17 protein-coding genes and 1 tRNA gene are annotated in these 15,085 nt (G+C 67.0%); 3 read left to right on the top strand and 15 right to left on the bottom strand.

Annotated elements, in window-relative coordinates; all coding sequences use genetic code 11:
• Positions 1 to 52: 52 nt before the first annotated feature.
• Complete coding sequence (locus M3M28_RS05355) at positions 53 to 1,909, top strand: hypothetical protein (protein WP_249387782.1); 1,857 nt, start codon at positions 53 to 55, stop codon at positions 1,907 to 1,909.
• Positions 1,910 to 1,997: 88 nt separating this feature from the next.
• Here the strand turns inward: M3M28_RS05355 and smpB are convergent, their stop codons facing one another.
• From smpB to M3M28_RS05280, 15 genes are all read right to left on the bottom strand, one after another.
• Positions 1,998 to 2,483 carry an SsrA-binding protein SmpB gene (gene smpB, locus M3M28_RS05350; protein ID WP_249387781.1) on the bottom strand — a complete coding sequence of 162 codons (486 nt, stop codon included), beginning with the start codon at positions 2,481 to 2,483 and terminating at the stop codon, positions 1,998 to 2,000.
• 82 nt (positions 2,484 to 2,565) lie between these two features.
• Positions 2,566 to 3,480: a permease-like cell division protein FtsX gene (ftsX, locus tag M3M28_RS05345; RefSeq protein WP_249387780.1), complete on the bottom strand. Its 915-nt coding sequence runs from the start codon at positions 3,478 to 3,480 to the stop codon at positions 2,566 to 2,568.
• Complete coding sequence (ftsE, locus tag M3M28_RS05340) at positions 3,480 to 4,382, bottom strand: cell division ATP-binding protein FtsE (protein ID WP_249387779.1); 903 nt, start codon at positions 4,380 to 4,382, stop codon at positions 3,480 to 3,482. Before ftsE ends, ftsX begins: the two co-directional genes overlap by 1 nt.
• A gap of 51 nt (positions 4,383 to 4,433) precedes the next feature.
• Positions 4,434 to 4,544, bottom strand: a complete 111-nt coding sequence (locus tag M3M28_RS05335; protein ID WP_249387778.1) for a methionine/alanine import family NSS transporter small subunit — start codon at positions 4,542 to 4,544, stop codon at positions 4,434 to 4,436.
• Positions 4,541 to 6,157, bottom strand: coding sequence for a sodium-dependent transporter (locus M3M28_RS05330; protein WP_431193860.1), 1,617 nt, complete (start codon positions 6,155 to 6,157; stop codon positions 4,541 to 4,543). The genes M3M28_RS05335 and M3M28_RS05330 overlap by 4 nt, the downstream gene beginning before the upstream one ends.
• A 53-nt stretch (positions 6,158 to 6,210) precedes the next feature.
• Positions 6,211 to 7,326, bottom strand: coding sequence for a peptide chain release factor 2 (gene prfB, locus M3M28_RS05325; protein WP_249387777.1), 1,116 nt, complete (start codon positions 7,324 to 7,326; stop codon positions 6,211 to 6,213).
• Positions 7,327 to 7,356: 30 nt separating this feature from the next.
• The gene (locus tag M3M28_RS05320; RefSeq protein WP_249387776.1) at positions 7,357 to 8,025 is read right to left on the bottom strand and encodes a FadR/GntR family transcriptional regulator; all 669 of its coding nucleotides are present in this window, start codon (positions 8,023 to 8,025) and stop codon (positions 7,357 to 7,359) included.
• A gap of 8 nt (positions 8,026 to 8,033) precedes the next feature.
• Positions 8,034 to 9,170 (bottom strand): L-talarate/galactarate dehydratase, encoded by a 1,137-nt coding sequence (locus M3M28_RS05315; protein WP_249387775.1) that lies wholly within the window; start codon positions 9,168 to 9,170, stop codon positions 8,034 to 8,036.
• A 105-nt stretch (positions 9,171 to 9,275) separates the two neighbouring features.
• On the bottom strand, positions 9,276 to 9,701 hold the full coding sequence (locus M3M28_RS05310; RefSeq protein WP_249387774.1) for a pilus assembly protein TadG-related protein: 426 nt from the start codon (positions 9,699 to 9,701) through the stop codon (positions 9,276 to 9,278).
• Entirely contained in the window at positions 9,701 to 10,159 is a 459-nt protein-coding gene (locus tag M3M28_RS05305; protein ID WP_249387773.1) for a TadE/TadG family type IV pilus assembly protein, read from the bottom strand. The genes M3M28_RS05310 and M3M28_RS05305 overlap by 1 nt, the downstream gene beginning before the upstream one ends.
• A complete protein-coding gene (locus M3M28_RS05300; protein ID WP_249387772.1) occupies positions 10,143 to 10,520 on the bottom strand; it encodes a TadE family protein in 378 nt (125 codons plus the stop codon). The genes M3M28_RS05305 and M3M28_RS05300 overlap by 17 nt, the downstream gene beginning before the upstream one ends.
• On the bottom strand, positions 10,489 to 10,689 hold the full coding sequence (locus M3M28_RS05295; RefSeq protein ID WP_249387771.1) for a hypothetical protein: 201 nt from the start codon (positions 10,687 to 10,689) through the stop codon (positions 10,489 to 10,491). The genes M3M28_RS05300 and M3M28_RS05295 overlap by 32 nt, the downstream gene beginning before the upstream one ends.
• A gap of 38 nt (positions 10,690 to 10,727) precedes the next feature.
• Positions 10,728 to 11,672: a type II secretion system F family protein gene (locus M3M28_RS05290; protein WP_249387770.1), complete on the bottom strand. Its 945-nt coding sequence runs from the start codon at positions 11,670 to 11,672 to the stop codon at positions 10,728 to 10,730.
• A complete protein-coding gene (locus tag M3M28_RS05285) occupies positions 11,669 to 12,535 on the bottom strand; it encodes a type II secretion system F family protein (protein WP_249387769.1) in 867 nt (288 codons plus the stop codon). Before M3M28_RS05285 ends, M3M28_RS05290 begins: the two co-directional genes overlap by 4 nt.
• Positions 12,532 to 13,761 carry a CpaF family protein gene (locus M3M28_RS05280; RefSeq protein WP_249387768.1) on the bottom strand — a complete coding sequence of 410 codons (1,230 nt, stop codon included), beginning with the start codon at positions 13,759 to 13,761 and terminating at the stop codon, positions 12,532 to 12,534. The genes M3M28_RS05285 and M3M28_RS05280 overlap by 4 nt, the downstream gene beginning before the upstream one ends.
• 74 nt (positions 13,762 to 13,835) lie before the next feature.
• Here M3M28_RS05280 and M3M28_RS05275 point away from each other — a divergent pair, with 74 nt between their 5' ends.
• Entirely contained in the window at positions 13,836 to 14,858 is a 1,023-nt protein-coding gene (locus M3M28_RS05275; RefSeq protein WP_249387767.1) for a nitronate monooxygenase, read from the top strand.
• 39 nt (positions 14,859 to 14,897) lie between these two features.
• Positions 14,898 to 14,979: transfer RNA gene (locus M3M28_RS05270), tRNA-Leu, on the top strand.
• Positions 14,980 to 15,085: the final 106 nt, after the last annotated feature.

Raw genomic sequence — 15,085 nt, 5'->3', positions numbered from 1 at the left:
TTTGTGCACAGACCAACGTCATTTCGCCCGCCGACTCCGTAGAGTTAGGTCTATGAGTTGGAACGATGGCAGCGCCGGGCCGTTCGGCCGCAACAATAACGACGACAGGCCCGAACACGAGGCCGAGCAGAACAACCCCGTGACGGGTGACGCGAGCGACGACGCCGCGGCTTCGACCCCCGCGATGCCCGACCTTCCCCCGCTGCCTCCGCTCGCATCCCCCGAGCCGGATGCGGCGAGCGAGACCCCGGAATCGCCCGAGACCCCCGCCGGCAGCGACGCGCCGCAGGGCGACTCCTCGGGCGGCGGTTGGTCGGCCTTCGCCCCGCCCACGTTCGGGTCGAGCTCAAACGACTCTGCCGAATTCGGCGACGCAGCCGCGCAGGGCGAGCCGGCACCAGCTCCGTCGATCGGTAACGACTCGAGCAACGCCGACGACAACGCGAACGAAGGCTCATTCGCGGCTGCCCTCGGCGCCAACGGCGATGCCCACGCTGCGCGGGAAGAGGCGCCTCACGACGAGGGTGCAACCCAGTCGTATCCGACCGCCGGGTTCCCGGCCGGCGTCGCGGGCGATGCGCCCACGACGCCCTACGACCGCGAGCACCTCAGCGAGGGTGCAGCCTCGTCACCCGACGCGCAGCCCACGCAGGCCTACAACATGCCTCCGTTCCAGGCTGAGGCTCCGGCAACGCAGTCATTCGGCGCTCCGCCGGCCGCGTTCCCCGGCGACTCGGGCAACCGCCCGGGCGCAGCGTACGGAGCGCCGGTGGCTGGCCCAGGCGGCCCCGGTGGCGCCGGCGGCAACGAGCCACCCCGCAACGAACCGAAGAAGAAAAAGCCGTGGTTCCGCCGCACCGGCTTCATCGTGACCGCAATCGTGGCGGTCGTGGTTATCGCCGCCGCCGCGATCGGCATTCCCTGGTTCATTCACAGCCAGAACGTCCAGCGCGGTGACGACCTCGCCGCCGCGTTCCAGCAGGAGCTGAGCGATTACAACGGCTCGTGGAATGCCGAGAACCTGGCCGCCGTGACCGCCCCGGAAATCTCTTCGGTGCTCACGGCCTCGAGTCAGACGTTCTTCGACCTCACGACCGACGGCGTCGACTCGCTCAGCGCCGCGTGCGGTGACATCGCGGGCGGCCAGGACACGCGCCAGCACCTCGCCGACACGACGGTGCCGGAACTGCCCGCCGACGAAGGCGCCGAGGCGTCCGAGGCGTACCAGCAGGCGCAGGCTGACGCAGATGCGCTCGCCTCGTCGCGTGAGCAGGCCGAGACCTTCCTCACCCAGTCCGACTCCTACCTTGCCGCTCAGCAGCAGGTCTGCGACTCACTGCCGGCCTACGCCGAGTTGCAGCAGAACTACCGCGACGACCTCAACACGACCATGCCCGACGCCTACGTCATTGAAAATGGTGGCGAGATCACGACGAACGACGGCGCGATCTACTTCCCCTGCTCGAACGCCTCGGGCTGCCCCGACCTCTACAACGACGACACGCGCGAGACGTTCGCCTCGGCCTACGAGTCGACCTACGTCGACTACTACGCCGGCCTCGCGAAGCAGTACAGCGAGAACTGCTTCCTCGACGCGTTCCAGTCGGTCTGCGATGTCGCGGCGACCGAGTACCAGAACGCGGCCGATGCGAACCAGGCGGTCGTCGACCACCTGCGCAACACCGAGCCGACGGTCGAGGTTGGCCAGACCCTCTACCCGGACCTCGACGGCCTGATCCAGGACGCCCAGTCGGCTGAGGACGCGGCGAACAGCGCCGTGCTCACCGAGTGGCAGTCGGTCGAGCCGAACGTCGGTTCTTCGCTCACCCGCACGGGTGCTTCGCTCGCGACCTACCTCGACGGTCTGAAGAGCGACGCGGACTCGACCGCGAGTTCGATCGTCGGCTAGCGCCGCACGAGTCCCAACGCAGAAGGGGGCCGCACCAGATGGTGCGGCCCCCTTCTGCGTTGCCGATCGTCGTGACGCGCCTGCGTGGTTAGCCCTCGCCCACGTAACCGCGCGACCGCATCGCGCGGCGCGCCTCGAGGCTATCCTGTCGCTCGCGGAGCGCCTGGCGCTTGTCGAACTCGCGCTTACCCTTGGCCACCGCGATCTCGACCTTGGCGCGGCCGTCGATGAAGTAGAGCTGCAGCGGCACGATCGTGTAGCCACCCTCACGGGTCTTGCCCGCGATCTTGCGGATCTCGTCACGGTGCAGCAGCAGCTTGCGCTTGCGTCGGGGCGCGTGGTTGTTCCAGGTGCCCTGGAAGTACTCGGGGATGAAGACCGCCTCGAGCCACATCTCACCGTTCTCGACGTGCGCAAAGCCGTCGATGAGCGACGCGCGACCCTGCCGCAGCGCCTTCACCTCGGTGCCAGTGAGCACCATGCCGGCCTCGTACGTGTCTTCGATGTTGTAGTCGTGGCGAGCCTTGCGGTTCGATGCCACGACCTGGCGACCGTCGTCCTGCTTTTTCGCCATTGCGTCCTCCTCTCCCGGCTCGTCGTTTTTCCGGGCAAAGTCCTAGCTTAGGGCCTTGCCACGGAACCGAACAACCGCGACGTCAGACGCGGAGGTAGCGACGAATCGAGATGCTCGATGCCAGCCCCGCCAGCAGGACGCCGATGGCCACCACTACCCCCGCCGAGATGGCGGCCTCGGGCCAAATCGAGACCAGCTGCATCCCCGGCATTCTGGGTTGCAGGTAGCCCTGCACGAAGAAGTGCGTGCCGCCGAACACGGTTGCCGCCGCGAGCAGCGAACCCACCAAACCGGCGAACACGCCCTCGAGGATGAACGGGGCTTGGATGAAGCTGTTCGACGCGCCGACGAGGCGCATGATGCGCAGCTCGCGGCGGCGCGAGAAGGCCGAGAGCCGGATGGTCGTGGCGACAAGGAGCACGGCCGCGACGAGCATGACGAGCGCGATCGCGAACGCGGTGATGCTCGCGCCGTTGAGCACCGCGAAGATGCCGTCGAGGAACTGCCGCTGATCAGTGACCGACTCGACGCCCGGCATGCCGGTGATCGACTGGATCACGATGTCCGAGTCCTCGGGGTCAACCATGTTCACCCAGAACGCCTCATTGAGCTGGTCTGGGGTCACGAACGACACGAGCGGGTCGTCCTGGAACTGCTCGACGAATCGCCCGTACGCATCGTCCTGCGACTCAAAGAAGTACTCGTTCACGTAGGGCGAGAGCGCCTCGCCCTGCAGCTCAGTTTCGACCGCGTCGATCTGATCCTGCGTGGCGATACCGCCGGTGCAGTTCGGTGACTGGGACTGCTCGGTGCAGAAGTCGATCGCGACCTGAGCCCGGTCGTACCAATACGTCTTCATGCTCTGGATTTGAAACTGAAGCAAGATGGCGGCGCCGACGAACGTCAGCGACACGAACGTGACGAGGATCACCGAGATGACCATCGAGGTGTTGCGACGCAGGCCCTGCCACATTTCGCTCATGATGAAGCCGAACATTAGCGGTCACCCCCGTCGCTCGTGGTGCCGTCGATGTCGTGCTCGAGCTCTTCGCCGTCGTCGTGCTCGGTGAGGCGGGACGTCGGCGAGTCAATGTCCGAGTCGGCCCGGTGTGCCCGCTGGTCGGGCTCAGCGACCCGCGCGGCCATCGACTCGGCGATGGTCGGCTTGCGTTTCGTCGCGACCTCAGGGGCCTCCGGCTCTTCGTAGATGACGATCTCGGGCGTGTAGACGCCGCCCGCCTCGTCGCGGACGAGCTCGCCGTCGGCGAGTTCGAGCACACGCTGGCGTTCCTCGTCGACGATCGAGACGTCGTGGGTCGCCATCAGCACGGCGGTGCCGTTCTTGTTGATGCGCCGCAGCACACGCATAATCTCGCGCGACGTCGTCGGATCGAGGTTGCCGGTGGGCTCGTCGGCGAGCAGGATCGCGGGCTTGTTCACGACCGCGCGGGCAATCGCGACGCGCTGCTGTTCACCGCCTGAAAGTTCGTGCGGGAAGCGATCTTCTTTGCCAGCCAGACCAACCGTGTCCAGCACATCCGCCACCGAGCGACGAATGTGTGCGCGTGAGCGACCGATCACCTTCTGCGCGTACGCGACGTTCTCGTAGACCGTCTTGTTCACGAGCAGACGGAAGTCCTGAAACACCATGCCGACGTTGCGGCGGTAGAACGGCACCTTGCGGTTCGAGATCTTGCTCAGATCTTGTCCGAGCACGTGCACCTGGCCGTCGGTCGGGTGCTCTTCGAGCAACACGTGCCGCAGCACGGTGGATTTGCCGGAGCCCGAGGGCCCGACCAGGAAGACGAATTCGCCTCGGAGAATCTCGAAGGTCACGTCGTCGAGCGCAGCGCCGTGCTGCTCGCGGTAGACCTTGGAGACGTGATCGAATCTAATCATGACGCCCCATACGCTACGGGGCGCCACCGCGATTAGCCGCGCGACGCGCGGTTAGTCGTCACCATCTGTTCCGCGCTGGCGCAGGTTGAAGAAGGCTCCAACCATGCCGCCCCAGATCACGACGATTGCCACGACCATCATGGTGATTGCTTCGCCGCTCATGAGCTGGCCTCCGTTCCGTTCTTACTGCCGCCCTCGCCGAGTTCGCGGGCGAGTCGTGCTTGATAGATCGTCTCGATCTCGGCGTCTTCCTCCGCCTCGTCGAAGCTCGTGTCGATGCGCCTCGACCACGGCAGCGCGGCGAGGATGATCGCGACCACGACGAGTGCGATGACCATGCCCCAGCCGAACACCGCGACAAACTCGGGCGGGTAGCCGCCGTAGACCTCCGAGAGGTCCTTCGTGAGCTGCGTGTAGAGCATGTAGGCGAGGGCGAGCGGCACGATGGCGCCAACGAAGAGGATCCAGACCCAGTTCGCGGGGATGCTCGAGAGCTTCGAGAGGTGACGCGAGAAGAGCGGCAGCTTGCCGCAGATCCAACCGACGCAGATGATCGCAACGAGCGCGGCAGCGAGGATGCCGTACTGGTTGACGAACGCATCGAAGACGTCGAGGAAGTAGAGGCCCGCGGTCGTCGGGAAGAGCAGCAACGAAATGATCGCCATTGGCACGATGACGACAAGCGCCGCGACCTGACGAGTCAACCCGAGCTTGTCGCGCACGCCAGCGACGACGACTTCGATGATCGACACCATCGACGTGAAGCCGGCGAACACGAGCGAGCCGAAGAAGAGCACGCCGATGAGCGCGCCGAGGGGCGCCTGCGAAATGATGGTCGGAAACGCGACGAACGCGAGACCGATGCCCGATGTCGCCGTCTCAGACACCGAGGTACCCGCGGCCTGCGCCATGAAGCCGAGCGCAGCGAAGACGCCAATGCCCGCGAGGATCTCGAACGCCGAGTTCGAAAAGCCAACGACGAGGCCCGACCCGGTGAGGTCGGACTTGCGCTTGAGGTACGACGCGTAGGTGATCATGATGCCGAAGCCGACCGAGAGCGAGAAGAAGATCTGCCCCACCGCTGCGGCCCACACCTCGCCGCGCCCGAGCGCCGACCAGTCCGGGGTGAAGAGCGCGTTGAGGCCGTCCATCGCGCCCGGAAGGAAGAGAGCCTGCACGACCATGATCACGAGCAGCGGCATGAAGATGAGGTTGGCGCCGGCGATGCCCTTGTTCACGCCAAGGAAGATGACGATGAAGGTCACGATCCACACGAGCAATTCTGGCCAGAAGATGTGGCCGACGAACTCGCCCGTGAAGGCGACGGTGTCGCTCATCTGCAGGAAGTCGCCGAAGAAGAAGCCGTTCGCGTCGTCGCCCCATGCCCCGGTGACCGAGTAGATCATGAACATCGCCGCCCACGCGACGATGACGGCGTAGTAGAGGCCGATGATGAAGCAGATAAGCACCTGCCACCAGCCGATGCTCTCGAGCCAACGCGAGATGCGGGCCATCGACAGCGGCGCCGAGCCACCGTAGCGGTGCCCGATCACGTAGTCGAAGAACAGCAGCGGGATGCCCGCGCAGACCACCGCGATGACGTACGGCACGATGAAGGCGCCGCCGCCGTTCTCGTAGGCGACGTAGGGGAAGCGCCAAATGTTGCCGAGACCAACGGCCGAACCGATGGCGGCGAGGATGAACATGTTGCGTGAGCCGAAGAACTCGCGCTTCTGGCGTGGCTGCGGCGTATCTAGTTCATGCGACACGGTCATGCTCCTTTGCAGTGGCCGGCTGGCTCGTTCGAAGTTACCCGTTCGCGCCGATGCTACATCGATTCCGCCTGCGTCGTCTTTCGCCAGCGGATGCCCGACGAGATGAACTCATCGAGGTCGCCGCCGAAGACGCGGTCGGGGTTGCCCGACTCGTGGCCGCTGCGGAGGTCCTTCACCATCTTGTAGGGGGCCAGCACGTAGGAGCGCATCTGGTCGCCCCAGCTCGCGGTGATGTTGCCGGCCAGTTCTTTCTTCTTCGCCTCTTCTTCTTCCCGGCGCTGCAGCAGCAGACGCGACTGGAGCACGCGCATCGCGGCCGCGCGGTTCTGAATCTGCGACTTCTCGTTCTGGCAGCTCACGACGATGCCGGTGGGCAGGTGCGTGATGCGCACGGCGGAGTCGGTCGTGTTCACCGACTGGCCGCCGGGGCCCGACGAACGGAACACGTCGACGCGAATGTCGTTGTCGGGGATGTCGATGTGGTCGGCCTGCTCAATGAGCGGCACGACCTCGACGGCCGCGAAGCTCGTCTCGCGCGAGCCGGCCGAGTTGAACGGGCTCATGCGCACGAGACGGTGTGTGCCGGCCTCGACCGACAGCGTACCGAAGGCGTAGGGCTCGTCGACCTCGAAGGTAGCCGACTTCACGCCCGCCTGCTCGGCGTACGAGGTGTCGAGCACGTTGACGCGATAGTCGTGCTGCTCGGCCCAGCGAGTGTACATGCGCAGCAGCATCTCGGCGAAGTCGGCGGCGTCGACGCCACCGGCGCCGGCGCGAATGGTGATCACTGCGGGGCGCGGGTCGAACTCGCCGTCGAGCAGCGTCTGCACCTCGAGGTCGCCGATCACCTTCGTGACCGACTCGAGCTCCTGCCTCGCCTCGTTCGCGGTGGCCTCGTCGTCGCCCTCGTTGGCGAGTTCGACGAGCACCTCGAGGTCGTCGAGCCGTGCCTCAATGCTCTGAATGCGCTTGAGGTCGGTCTGCGCGTGCGAGAGGTCACTCGTGACCCGCTGCGCGTTCTCGACGTCGTCCCAGAGGTCGGGTGCCGAAGCGACGGCCTCAAGCTCTTGTGCCCGAGCGGCGAGCGCCTCCGGGTTGAGCACCTCGGTGATCGAGGCAAACGTCGACCGCAACTCGGCGATCTCGGCGGAAAAGTCGAGATTGATCATGATCCCCTAAGCCTACTCGGCGAGGCGGGGTCAGTCGTCGTGTTCGCGTCGCGCGGCCGAGGCGAGCAGGTGTGCCCGCATCGCCGCGTTCGCACCCACCGCATCCTGCGCCTCAATGGCGGTGAGCACGGCACGGTGTTCGGCGAGCATCGCGGCGGTCGCCGCGCGATGCGCATCGGTCAGCCGCGAGGGTGGCAGCACGATAGCGCGAGGCCCCAGGCGGTCGATCGCCTCGAGCAGGTAGCGGTTCGCGCCCGCTTCGGCGACGGCGCGGTGAAACGCGATGTCGGCCTCGACGGTGTCGGCCGGTCGGCTCGCGTCGCCGAGCCGTTCGAGCGCGCGGGCGATTGCCGCCCGCTGCCGACTCGTGGCGCGGCGAGCCGCGAGGGCCGCCGACTCTGCCTCGAGCGCGATGCGGAACTCGTGCAGTTCGGCTCGCTCTTCCGAACCGGATGCGCTGAGCCAGTCGGCGTCGTCGGCGCGGGGCGCAGGTGGGGCCAGGGCATAGCTGCCCGACCCCATCTTGGTGTGCACGAGCCCCTGAGACTGCAGCCGGTGAACGGCTTCGCGGATCACCGTACGGCTGGCGCCGTACGCCTCGGTGAGTCGCTGCTCGCTCGGCAGCCGCTCCCCGGGTGCGATCTCGCCCGCGATAATCTTCGCGGCGAGGTCGTCGGCAATCTCTTCGGCTCGCGTCATGCGATTAGCTAACCACGCTCGGTGACGGTGACCGACTCGGTCACCCAAGCGCGAGCCTGGTCGCTGAACGTGATGCCGAGACCCGGACGCTCGGGCACGAACATGCGGCCGTCGCGGGTTTCGAGGCGTTCCTCGAACAGCGGGTCGAGCCAGTCGAAGTGCTCGACCCAGGTCTCGCGCGGGTAGCACGCCGCGAGGTGCACGTGGATCTCCATCGCGAAGTGCGGCGCGATGTCGAGGCCGGCCTCGTCGGCGAGGGCGAGGATGCGGAGGAAGTTCGTGATGCCGCCAACGCGCGGGGCGTCGGGCTGCAGCGTGTCGCAGCCGCGGGCGGCGATGAGCTGCTTGTGGTCGCCGACCGAGGCGAGCATCTCGCCGGTCGCGATCGGGGTGTCGAGCGCGCGGGCGAGCTCGGCGTGGCCTTCGAAGTCGTAGGCGTCGAGCGGCTCCTCGATCCACACGAGGTTGTACTCCTCGAGCTGGCGGCCAAGGCGCATCGCGGTCGCGCGGTCCCACTGCTGGTTCGCGTCGACCATCATCGGCACGTTCGGGCCGATGTGCTCGCGCACGCGGCGCACGCGCTCCATGTCCTCGTTGCGGTCGGGCAGGCCAACCTTGATCTTGATGCCGCCGATGCCGGCCTCGAGCGACTTCGAGGCGTTCTCGACGACCTCGTCGATCGGCGAGCTCAGGAAGCCGCCCGAGGTGTTGTAGGTGCGCACCGAGTCGCGGTGGCTACCGAGCAGCTTCGCCAGCGGCAGGTTCGCGCGGCGTGCCTTGAGGTCGTAGAGCGCAATGTCGATCGCGGCGAGCGCCTGGGTCGCAACGCCCGCGCGGCCGACAGAGGCGCCGGCCCAGAGCAGCTTCGTGTAGAGCTTCTCGATGTCGTTCGGGTCTTCGCCGATGACGCTCGAGGCAACTTCCTTGGCGTGGGCGTACTGGGCGGGGCCGCCGGCGCGCTTGGAGTAGCTAAAGCCGTGGCCCTTGAAGCCCTGCGCGGTTTCGATTTCTGCGATGAGGAAGATGACCTCGGTCATCGGCTTCTGCCGGCCGGTGAGGACCTTCGCGTCGGAAATCGGGCGTGCGAGGGGCAGCCGCAGCGTCGAGAGCGTGATCGAAGAAATGGTGTCGGGCGTGTATGTCATGGTTCCTTCGCCGTTGAGGTGACCTGTCTGATCGCTTCCAAAGTTATCAGACAGATATCCAATTAGTCATACAGATTCGGTATTGATGGCGAAGTTGTTGGGCAACTACTGCAAATCGGCCACGGCAATCGCCGTGACGGTGACTTCGATGGCGGCGGGAACGACATCGTTGACGAACGGCGCCTGCCAGGTGCCGGTCACTGTGATCGCGACCGTGTCACCGTCTACCCGCACCTGCGTCACGCGAGCGTCGTCTGGCCCGTAGCGCTCGACGTAGTCAGCCGCGCGCTCCCGCACCTGTTCCGGATCGAGTTGCACCCGCACGCCGTCGCCGTCGAGGTGCACGGCGTCGAGGTCGAAGGACTGTGCGGCGGCCAGCGCGGCCGCATCAGCAAGTTCCAGCAATTGCTTCCGCTCGAGATAGAGGCTGCCGGCCCCGGCGAGCACGAGCGCCGCCAACAACGCGACCGCGACGTAGATGATCGCGAGCGGCGTGATCGAGCCCCGCTCGCGGGCAAGCAGTTGCCGCATCACTCCCCCGTCGCGAATCGCTGTTGCGGGAAGGTGCTGCTCGCCTCGATGGGCACCCTGAGCCACTCGCTCGTGCCCGCAAGCAGCGGCAACTCGAGCTCGTAGCGCACCGTGACGGTGAGGGTCTCCCCCGCCACCGTGCAGTCAGGGGTCGGTGAGCAGCGCACCTCGACGCTCGCGGCGTCGGGGTCGAGTCCGTGATTCTCGAGCGCGAGGGCGATGTGCTGCTCGGCGGTGGCGAGCGCCACGGTGCCGTCAGCCGCCAGCACGCGCGCGGCGTTGCGTGCCCCGAGCTCGCTGCCGAGCACCGCCTGTTCGACTTGCCCGAGCGTCAGCGCACCGTAGGCGAGCGGCACGAGTAACAGCACGCCGACGCCGAGAAACTCCAGGCTTGCCGACCCGCGTTCCTCGCCGAGTCGGCGGCGGAGTTGCGCCGCGAGATCATTCCAGCGGGGCATGCGCGACCACCTCCATCCCATCGGGAAAGCCAAGCAGACCAATAAACGGCAGGGGCGCGGTCACGCGCACTTCGATGAGTCCGCCGGTTTGGGCGACTACGATGTCGTCCGCATAAGCCGCCGACAGCGCCGTCGTCACAAGGTATTCCGTGCGTTCGGCGCCCGCCTCGGGCGAACTCTCGCGCAGCCCGGCGACGCGGGCTCCCTCGGCGGCGGCGTCGATGATCGTCGTGCGCACGTGCATGACGAAGGCGAGCTGCAGCACGGTGAGAAACAGGATCGTCAGCAGCCCCGCGACGAGCGACCACTCGGCTGGCGCCGCGCCCCGATCAGAAGTTACTCGTGACGCGATTGACCGCATCTTCGAACACCTGCGTGAGAAGCGGGCCGGCGAGCGCCCAGATGAGCACGACCAGCCCGGCGCTCATAATCGCGATGAGAATCCAGCCGGGCACATCGCCGCGTTCCTCGTCGCGCGCACGCGCGGACACGCTGATGAGGGTGGTCTGGAGCCAGAGAAGAAGTTGCACGGTGGTTCCTTTCAGGGGAGTAATTCGAATAGCAGCGACTAGAAGGAGGTCGAGATGATGAAGAACGACGGGTACAGGGCAAACAGCACGGTGACGGGCAGGATGAGCATGACGAGCGGCACCATCATCCGTAACTCGTTGCGGCCCGCCACTTCGAGCAGCTCGCGTTTGCTCAGGTCGCGCGCGTCGCTCGCTTGTGCCTGGAGCACTTCCACGAGCGGAGCGCCGCGCTCCATGGCCGTGAGCAGGTGATCGCACGTGCGGGCGAGCGGCACGTAGCCAAGGTCTCGTCCCAGCTCGCGCAGCGATGGCCCGAGCGCCGCTCCCGCGCGCACGCGGCGCACCACGCCAGCGAATTCGCGCCCGAGCTCGCTGTTACCGAGAGAACTCACCCGCACGAGCGAGTCGAAGATGCCTTCGCCGGCTGCGAGCGAGAGGCTCAGAAACTCGAGCACGGTCGGGTACTCACTCGCGATTCGACGAATGCGCGAGCTCGCCGCGTGCCGCAGCAGCAACTCGCGCGCCCCGACGGCGATCACGCCGCCGAGCAGTGGCATCAGGGCAAAGACGAGCACCTGGTTGGCCGCGCTGCGAAAGCTCGCGAGGGCGAACACCAGTCCAAGCACGACACCGACGAGCGCCCAGACGGCCTGCTGTGTGCGAAACCGTTCGACACTCACCACCTGGCCCGCCTGACGCAGGCGCGTCGACACGAGCTCGTTGCCGCCGATCACCTCGCCGAGCACGCGGCGCAGCCACCCGATCAGCGGCGACAGGAGCTGCCCGAGGATCGGGAGCGGGTCGATCACCCGGCGCCGCGCGTGCTCGCGGGCCGCCGGGGCGATGTCGACCAGGTGGGGTGCGACCCGGTCGATCAATCGCGGACGCCGCAGCTGAGGCAGGGTCGCGACGACCGACCACAGTCCGAGTCCGAGCACCGTGCCGAGCAGCAGTGCCAACGCGAGCGGTTGCGACGAGATCACGCGAACCACCGCCCCTCTTCGGGGATCCGCCCGAGCATGATCATGAGGCGGTACGCCAGCACCGTGACGACCAGTCCAATCAGAATCACGACGAAACCGACGGGCGTGTTGTAGGCGGCCGCGGCCTCGGGGCGGCTCACGAGCAACAACAGCACGAGCCACGGCGCGACCGCACCGAGGCGCGCGGCGTTCACGACCCATCCCTGCCGCGCCTCAGCCTCGTGGCGCACCGCCTGCGCCTCGCGCAGATGCTCCGAGAATGCCCGCAGCACCGGCACGAGCTGGGTTCCGCCGACATCCCGCGCCATCCGCAGCGTTTCGAGCAGCCGGTCGCCGATCGGGTCGGCGAGGCGCTCCTTCACATCGTCAACCGCAGTGGCGAACGAGCCGGTGGCCCGGTAACGACGCACAAACTGCGCGAAGTCCTCGCGCAGCGACTCGGGGCCGTTGGTCGCCAGCTGAGCCACGGCATCCGGCAGGCCGAGGCCGCTGCGCACCGACGCGATGAGGTGGTCGACCGCGTCGGGCCACGCACCCCTGTGCACCGCGCGTCGCTTGCTCGCCCGCACGCGGATGGCGAGCACCGGCAGCCAACAACCGGCGACGGCACCGAGCACCCCGAGCGCAATGACGCCGCTCAGCGCCAGCGCGATCGCGGCGCAGGCGATGCCACACACGAGCACGAGGGCGAGAAAGGCCAGCGCCGGAAACTTCGGCAGGCCGGCGCGGAGCAGTGCCTCTTCGACAAAGCCGAGGCGGGATCGCGCAATGAGCTCATCGTCGTGTTCTCGCGGCCAGATCCACGCCGACACGCAGAGAGCGACCCCAAGCGCGGCGACGACCGCGAGCAGCCAGGCGGTCATCTGCTGGCCCCGATCAGTTGGGCTGCGTCGATGCCGTGGCGACGGAGCTTGTCGTCACGCTGCAGGGTCATGCCGGTCGCGATCAGTTCTTCGCGTTCACGGCGGAACAGGCTCGTGGCTTCGATAACCCCGGCATGCACCGCGCCCGTCGGCGCAAGTATCTCGGCCACGCGGCGCCCGCCGCGCGGCGTGTGTTCGAGATGCACTACGAGGTCGATGGTCGAGGCGATGGTTGGCACGACGAAGCTCGCGTCGATGTTGCGGCCCGCGAGCAGCGGTAGCGTCGCAAGTTTCACGAGCGCATCGCGGGCGGAGTTCGCGTGGATGGTGCACATGCCCGGGATACCCGAGTTCAGCGCCACGAGGAGCTCGAGCGCCTCGGCCTCGCGCACCTCGCCGACCACAAGCCGATCGGGGCGCATGCGCAGCGCCTCCTTCACGAGCCGCCGAAGCGTGATCTCGCCGCGGCCCTCGAGCGAGGGCGGTCGGCACTGCATCGCGACGACGTCTCGCGCGACCACGTCGAGTTCGAAGGTCTCTTCGACGGTGATGACGCGATCGCTCGCCTCGCCCGCGGCGAGCAGTGCGCCGACCATGGTGGTTTTGCCCGTGTGTGTGGCGCCAGAGACGAGGATGTTCAGGCCGCAGCGCACTGCACCACGAAGAAAGACCGCGGCCTGCGGCGTCAGCGAGTCGCGCTCGACGAGGGCCTGCAGGTCGCGGATGCGCCGGATGAACTTGCGGATGTTGATGGCCGGGTGCCGCCGCGAAATCTCTGGGATGGCGACGTGCAGCCGGCTGCCGTCGGGCAGCGAGGCGTCGACGAACGGACTGCTCAGGTCGAGTCGGCGACCGGTCGACCGCAGCATGCGCTCAACGAGGTCGCGGAGCTCGCTCTCGGAGATGAGCGTGTTCGTCAGCTCGGACTGGCCGTTTCGCGCGACAAAGATGCGGCTGGGTGCGTTCACCCAGATCTCTTCAATTTCCGGGTCGTCAAGATAGGGCTGCAGCGCGCCGAACCCCGTCACGTTTGCCAGCACGTCGCGCACCGCCGCATGCTCGTCGTGGAGCAGCCGGGCTTCCTCGCCAGTCGCCTGCTCACCGTAGGCACGCACTTCGGCGCGCACAAGGTCGACGGCTTGCTTCGACCCGGGGGCAAGTTCGATGCCCTCGCGTTCGACGCGGTCGCGGACCCGGTCGGCGATGGCGCTCACGGCAATGTTCACGAGAGCATCATGACGAAATCGCGAAATCGATGTTCGAGTTATCCACAGGCGGCGCAAATGCATAGACTGGCCAGGTGATTGACTTGCATGCTCGCCGGCTGCCCGTCGTTCAAGCGCCGATGGCAGGAGGCCCCACCACGCCGGAGCTTGTTGCCGCCGTGAGTAATCTCGGCGCCCTCGGGACTCTGGCAGGTGGCTACCTCTCAGCCGAGGCATTCGAAGAAAAGCTCTCCGCGACGCGCGGCCTCACCGACGAGCCGTTCGCTGTCAACCTGTTCGCGCCCGAGGCCACGGCCCCCGATGTTCCGGCGGCCGAACGATTCCGAGAACGGCTCCTCCCCTTGGCCGAGCGACTCGGCGTCGAGGTGCCCGAGGTCCGAGTGCCGGGCGACGACACATTCTTCGAGAAGCTCGCGACGCTCGAGGCGTCGCCGGTTCCTCTCGTCACCTTTACCTTCGGCATGCCCGATCACGCTGTCGTCAAGCGGCTGCGCGCGGTCGGAACCGCGGTCGGCATCACCGTGGCGAGCGTCGAGGATGCGGTGCTCGCGTTCGAGGTCGAGCCCGAAGTGCTCATCGTGCAGGGACCGTCTGCGGGCGGGCACCGCGCCAACTTCGATCAGGCCGCGCTCCCCGACCAGCTCTCGCTCGACCAGCTGCTCGCGCGCATTCTGCCCCTCGCCCGCGTCGCGCGGGCGAGCATCATCGCGACCGGCGGCATCGACACGCCAGAACGCGCCCGCACGCTCCTCGATGCCGGCGCGGATGCGGTGGCCCTCGGCACCGCGTTCCTCACCGTTCATGAGTCGGGCACGCGCCCACCGCACCGCGAAGCGCTCCTGGCGGGCACGCGCGAGACCGTTGTGACCCGCGCGTTCTCGGGCCGAAATGCCCGGGGCCTCCGGAACCGATTCATTGATGAGTTCGACCTAGTTGCCCCGGCGAGCTACCCGATCGTGCACTTCTTGACCAAGTCGATCCGCGACGCCTCGAGCGACGGACCCGAGTACCTCAACCTCTGGGCTGGCGAGAACTACCGAAGCTGCCGCGACGAGACTGCCGAAGAGCTGCTCGGTCGCTTCGCGGAAGCCCTGTGACGCCGCAGCAGCCGACAAACCCTTAAGATGGGGAGTTGCGCGGGAGTGGTGAAATTGGCAGACACGCAGGATTTAGGTTCCTGTGCTTTCGAGCGTGCGGGTTCAAGTCCCGCCTTCCGCACTGAGTGTGACGGCCCGACCCATCAGTAGTTCACTGGTAAGTCGGGCCGTCTCCCGTTTCCGGCAATTTCGCTTGCCCACAAGCTGCCCACGGTCGTCGCTCTCGA

The organism is Gulosibacter sediminis, from assembly GCF_023370115.1.
Classification (GTDB): domain Bacteria; phylum Actinomycetota; class Actinomycetes; order Actinomycetales; family Microbacteriaceae; genus Gulosibacter; species Gulosibacter sediminis_A.
Note: the sequence above shows the minus strand (reverse complement) of the source record. Positions and strands in the feature narration are given on the sequence as shown.

Bases quoted from the DNA above. Each gene is read 5' to 3' on its own strand.
- M3M28_RS05330 (WP_431193860.1), bottom strand. From the start codon at position 6,157: ATGACCGTGTCGCATGAACTAGATACGCCGCAGCCACGCCAGAAGCGC.
- prfB (WP_249387777.1), bottom strand. From the start codon at position 7,326: ATGATCAATCTCGACTTTTCCGCCGAGATCGCCGAGTTGCGGTCGACG.
- M3M28_RS05305 (WP_249387773.1), bottom strand. From the start codon at position 10,159: ATGCCCCGCTGGAATGATCTCGCGGCGCAACTCCGCCGCCGACTCGGC.
- smpB (WP_249387781.1), bottom strand. From the start codon at position 2,483: ATGGCGAAAAAGCAGGACGACGGTCGCCAGGTCGTGGCATCGAACCGC.
- M3M28_RS05335 (WP_249387778.1), bottom strand. From the start codon at position 4,544: ATGAGCGGCGAAGCAATCACCATGATGGTCGTGGCAATCGTCGTGATC.
- M3M28_RS05315 (WP_249387775.1), bottom strand. From the start codon at position 9,170: ATGACATACACGCCCGACACCATTTCTTCGATCACGCTCTCGACGCTG.
- M3M28_RS05355 (WP_249387782.1), top strand. From the start codon at position 53: ATGAGTTGGAACGATGGCAGCGCCGGGCCGTTCGGCCGCAACAATAAC.
- M3M28_RS05285 (WP_249387769.1), bottom strand. From the start codon at position 12,535: ATGACCGCCTGGCTGCTCGCGGTCGTCGCCGCGCTTGGGGTCGCTCTC.
- M3M28_RS05310 (WP_249387774.1), bottom strand. From the start codon at position 9,701: ATGCGGCAACTGCTTGCCCGCGAGCGGGGCTCGATCACGCCGCTCGCG.
- ftsX (WP_249387780.1), bottom strand. From the start codon at position 3,480: ATGTTCGGCTTCATCATGAGCGAAATGTGGCAGGGCCTGCGTCGCAAC.
- M3M28_RS05300 (WP_249387772.1), bottom strand. From the start codon at position 10,520: ATGCGGTCAATCGCGTCACGAGTAACTTCTGATCGGGGCGCGGCGCCA.
- ftsE (WP_249387779.1), bottom strand. From the start codon at position 4,382: ATGATTAGATTCGATCACGTCTCCAAGGTCTACCGCGAGCAGCACGGC.
- M3M28_RS05320 (WP_249387776.1), bottom strand. From the start codon at position 8,025: ATGACGCGAGCCGAAGAGATTGCCGACGACCTCGCCGCGAAGATTATC.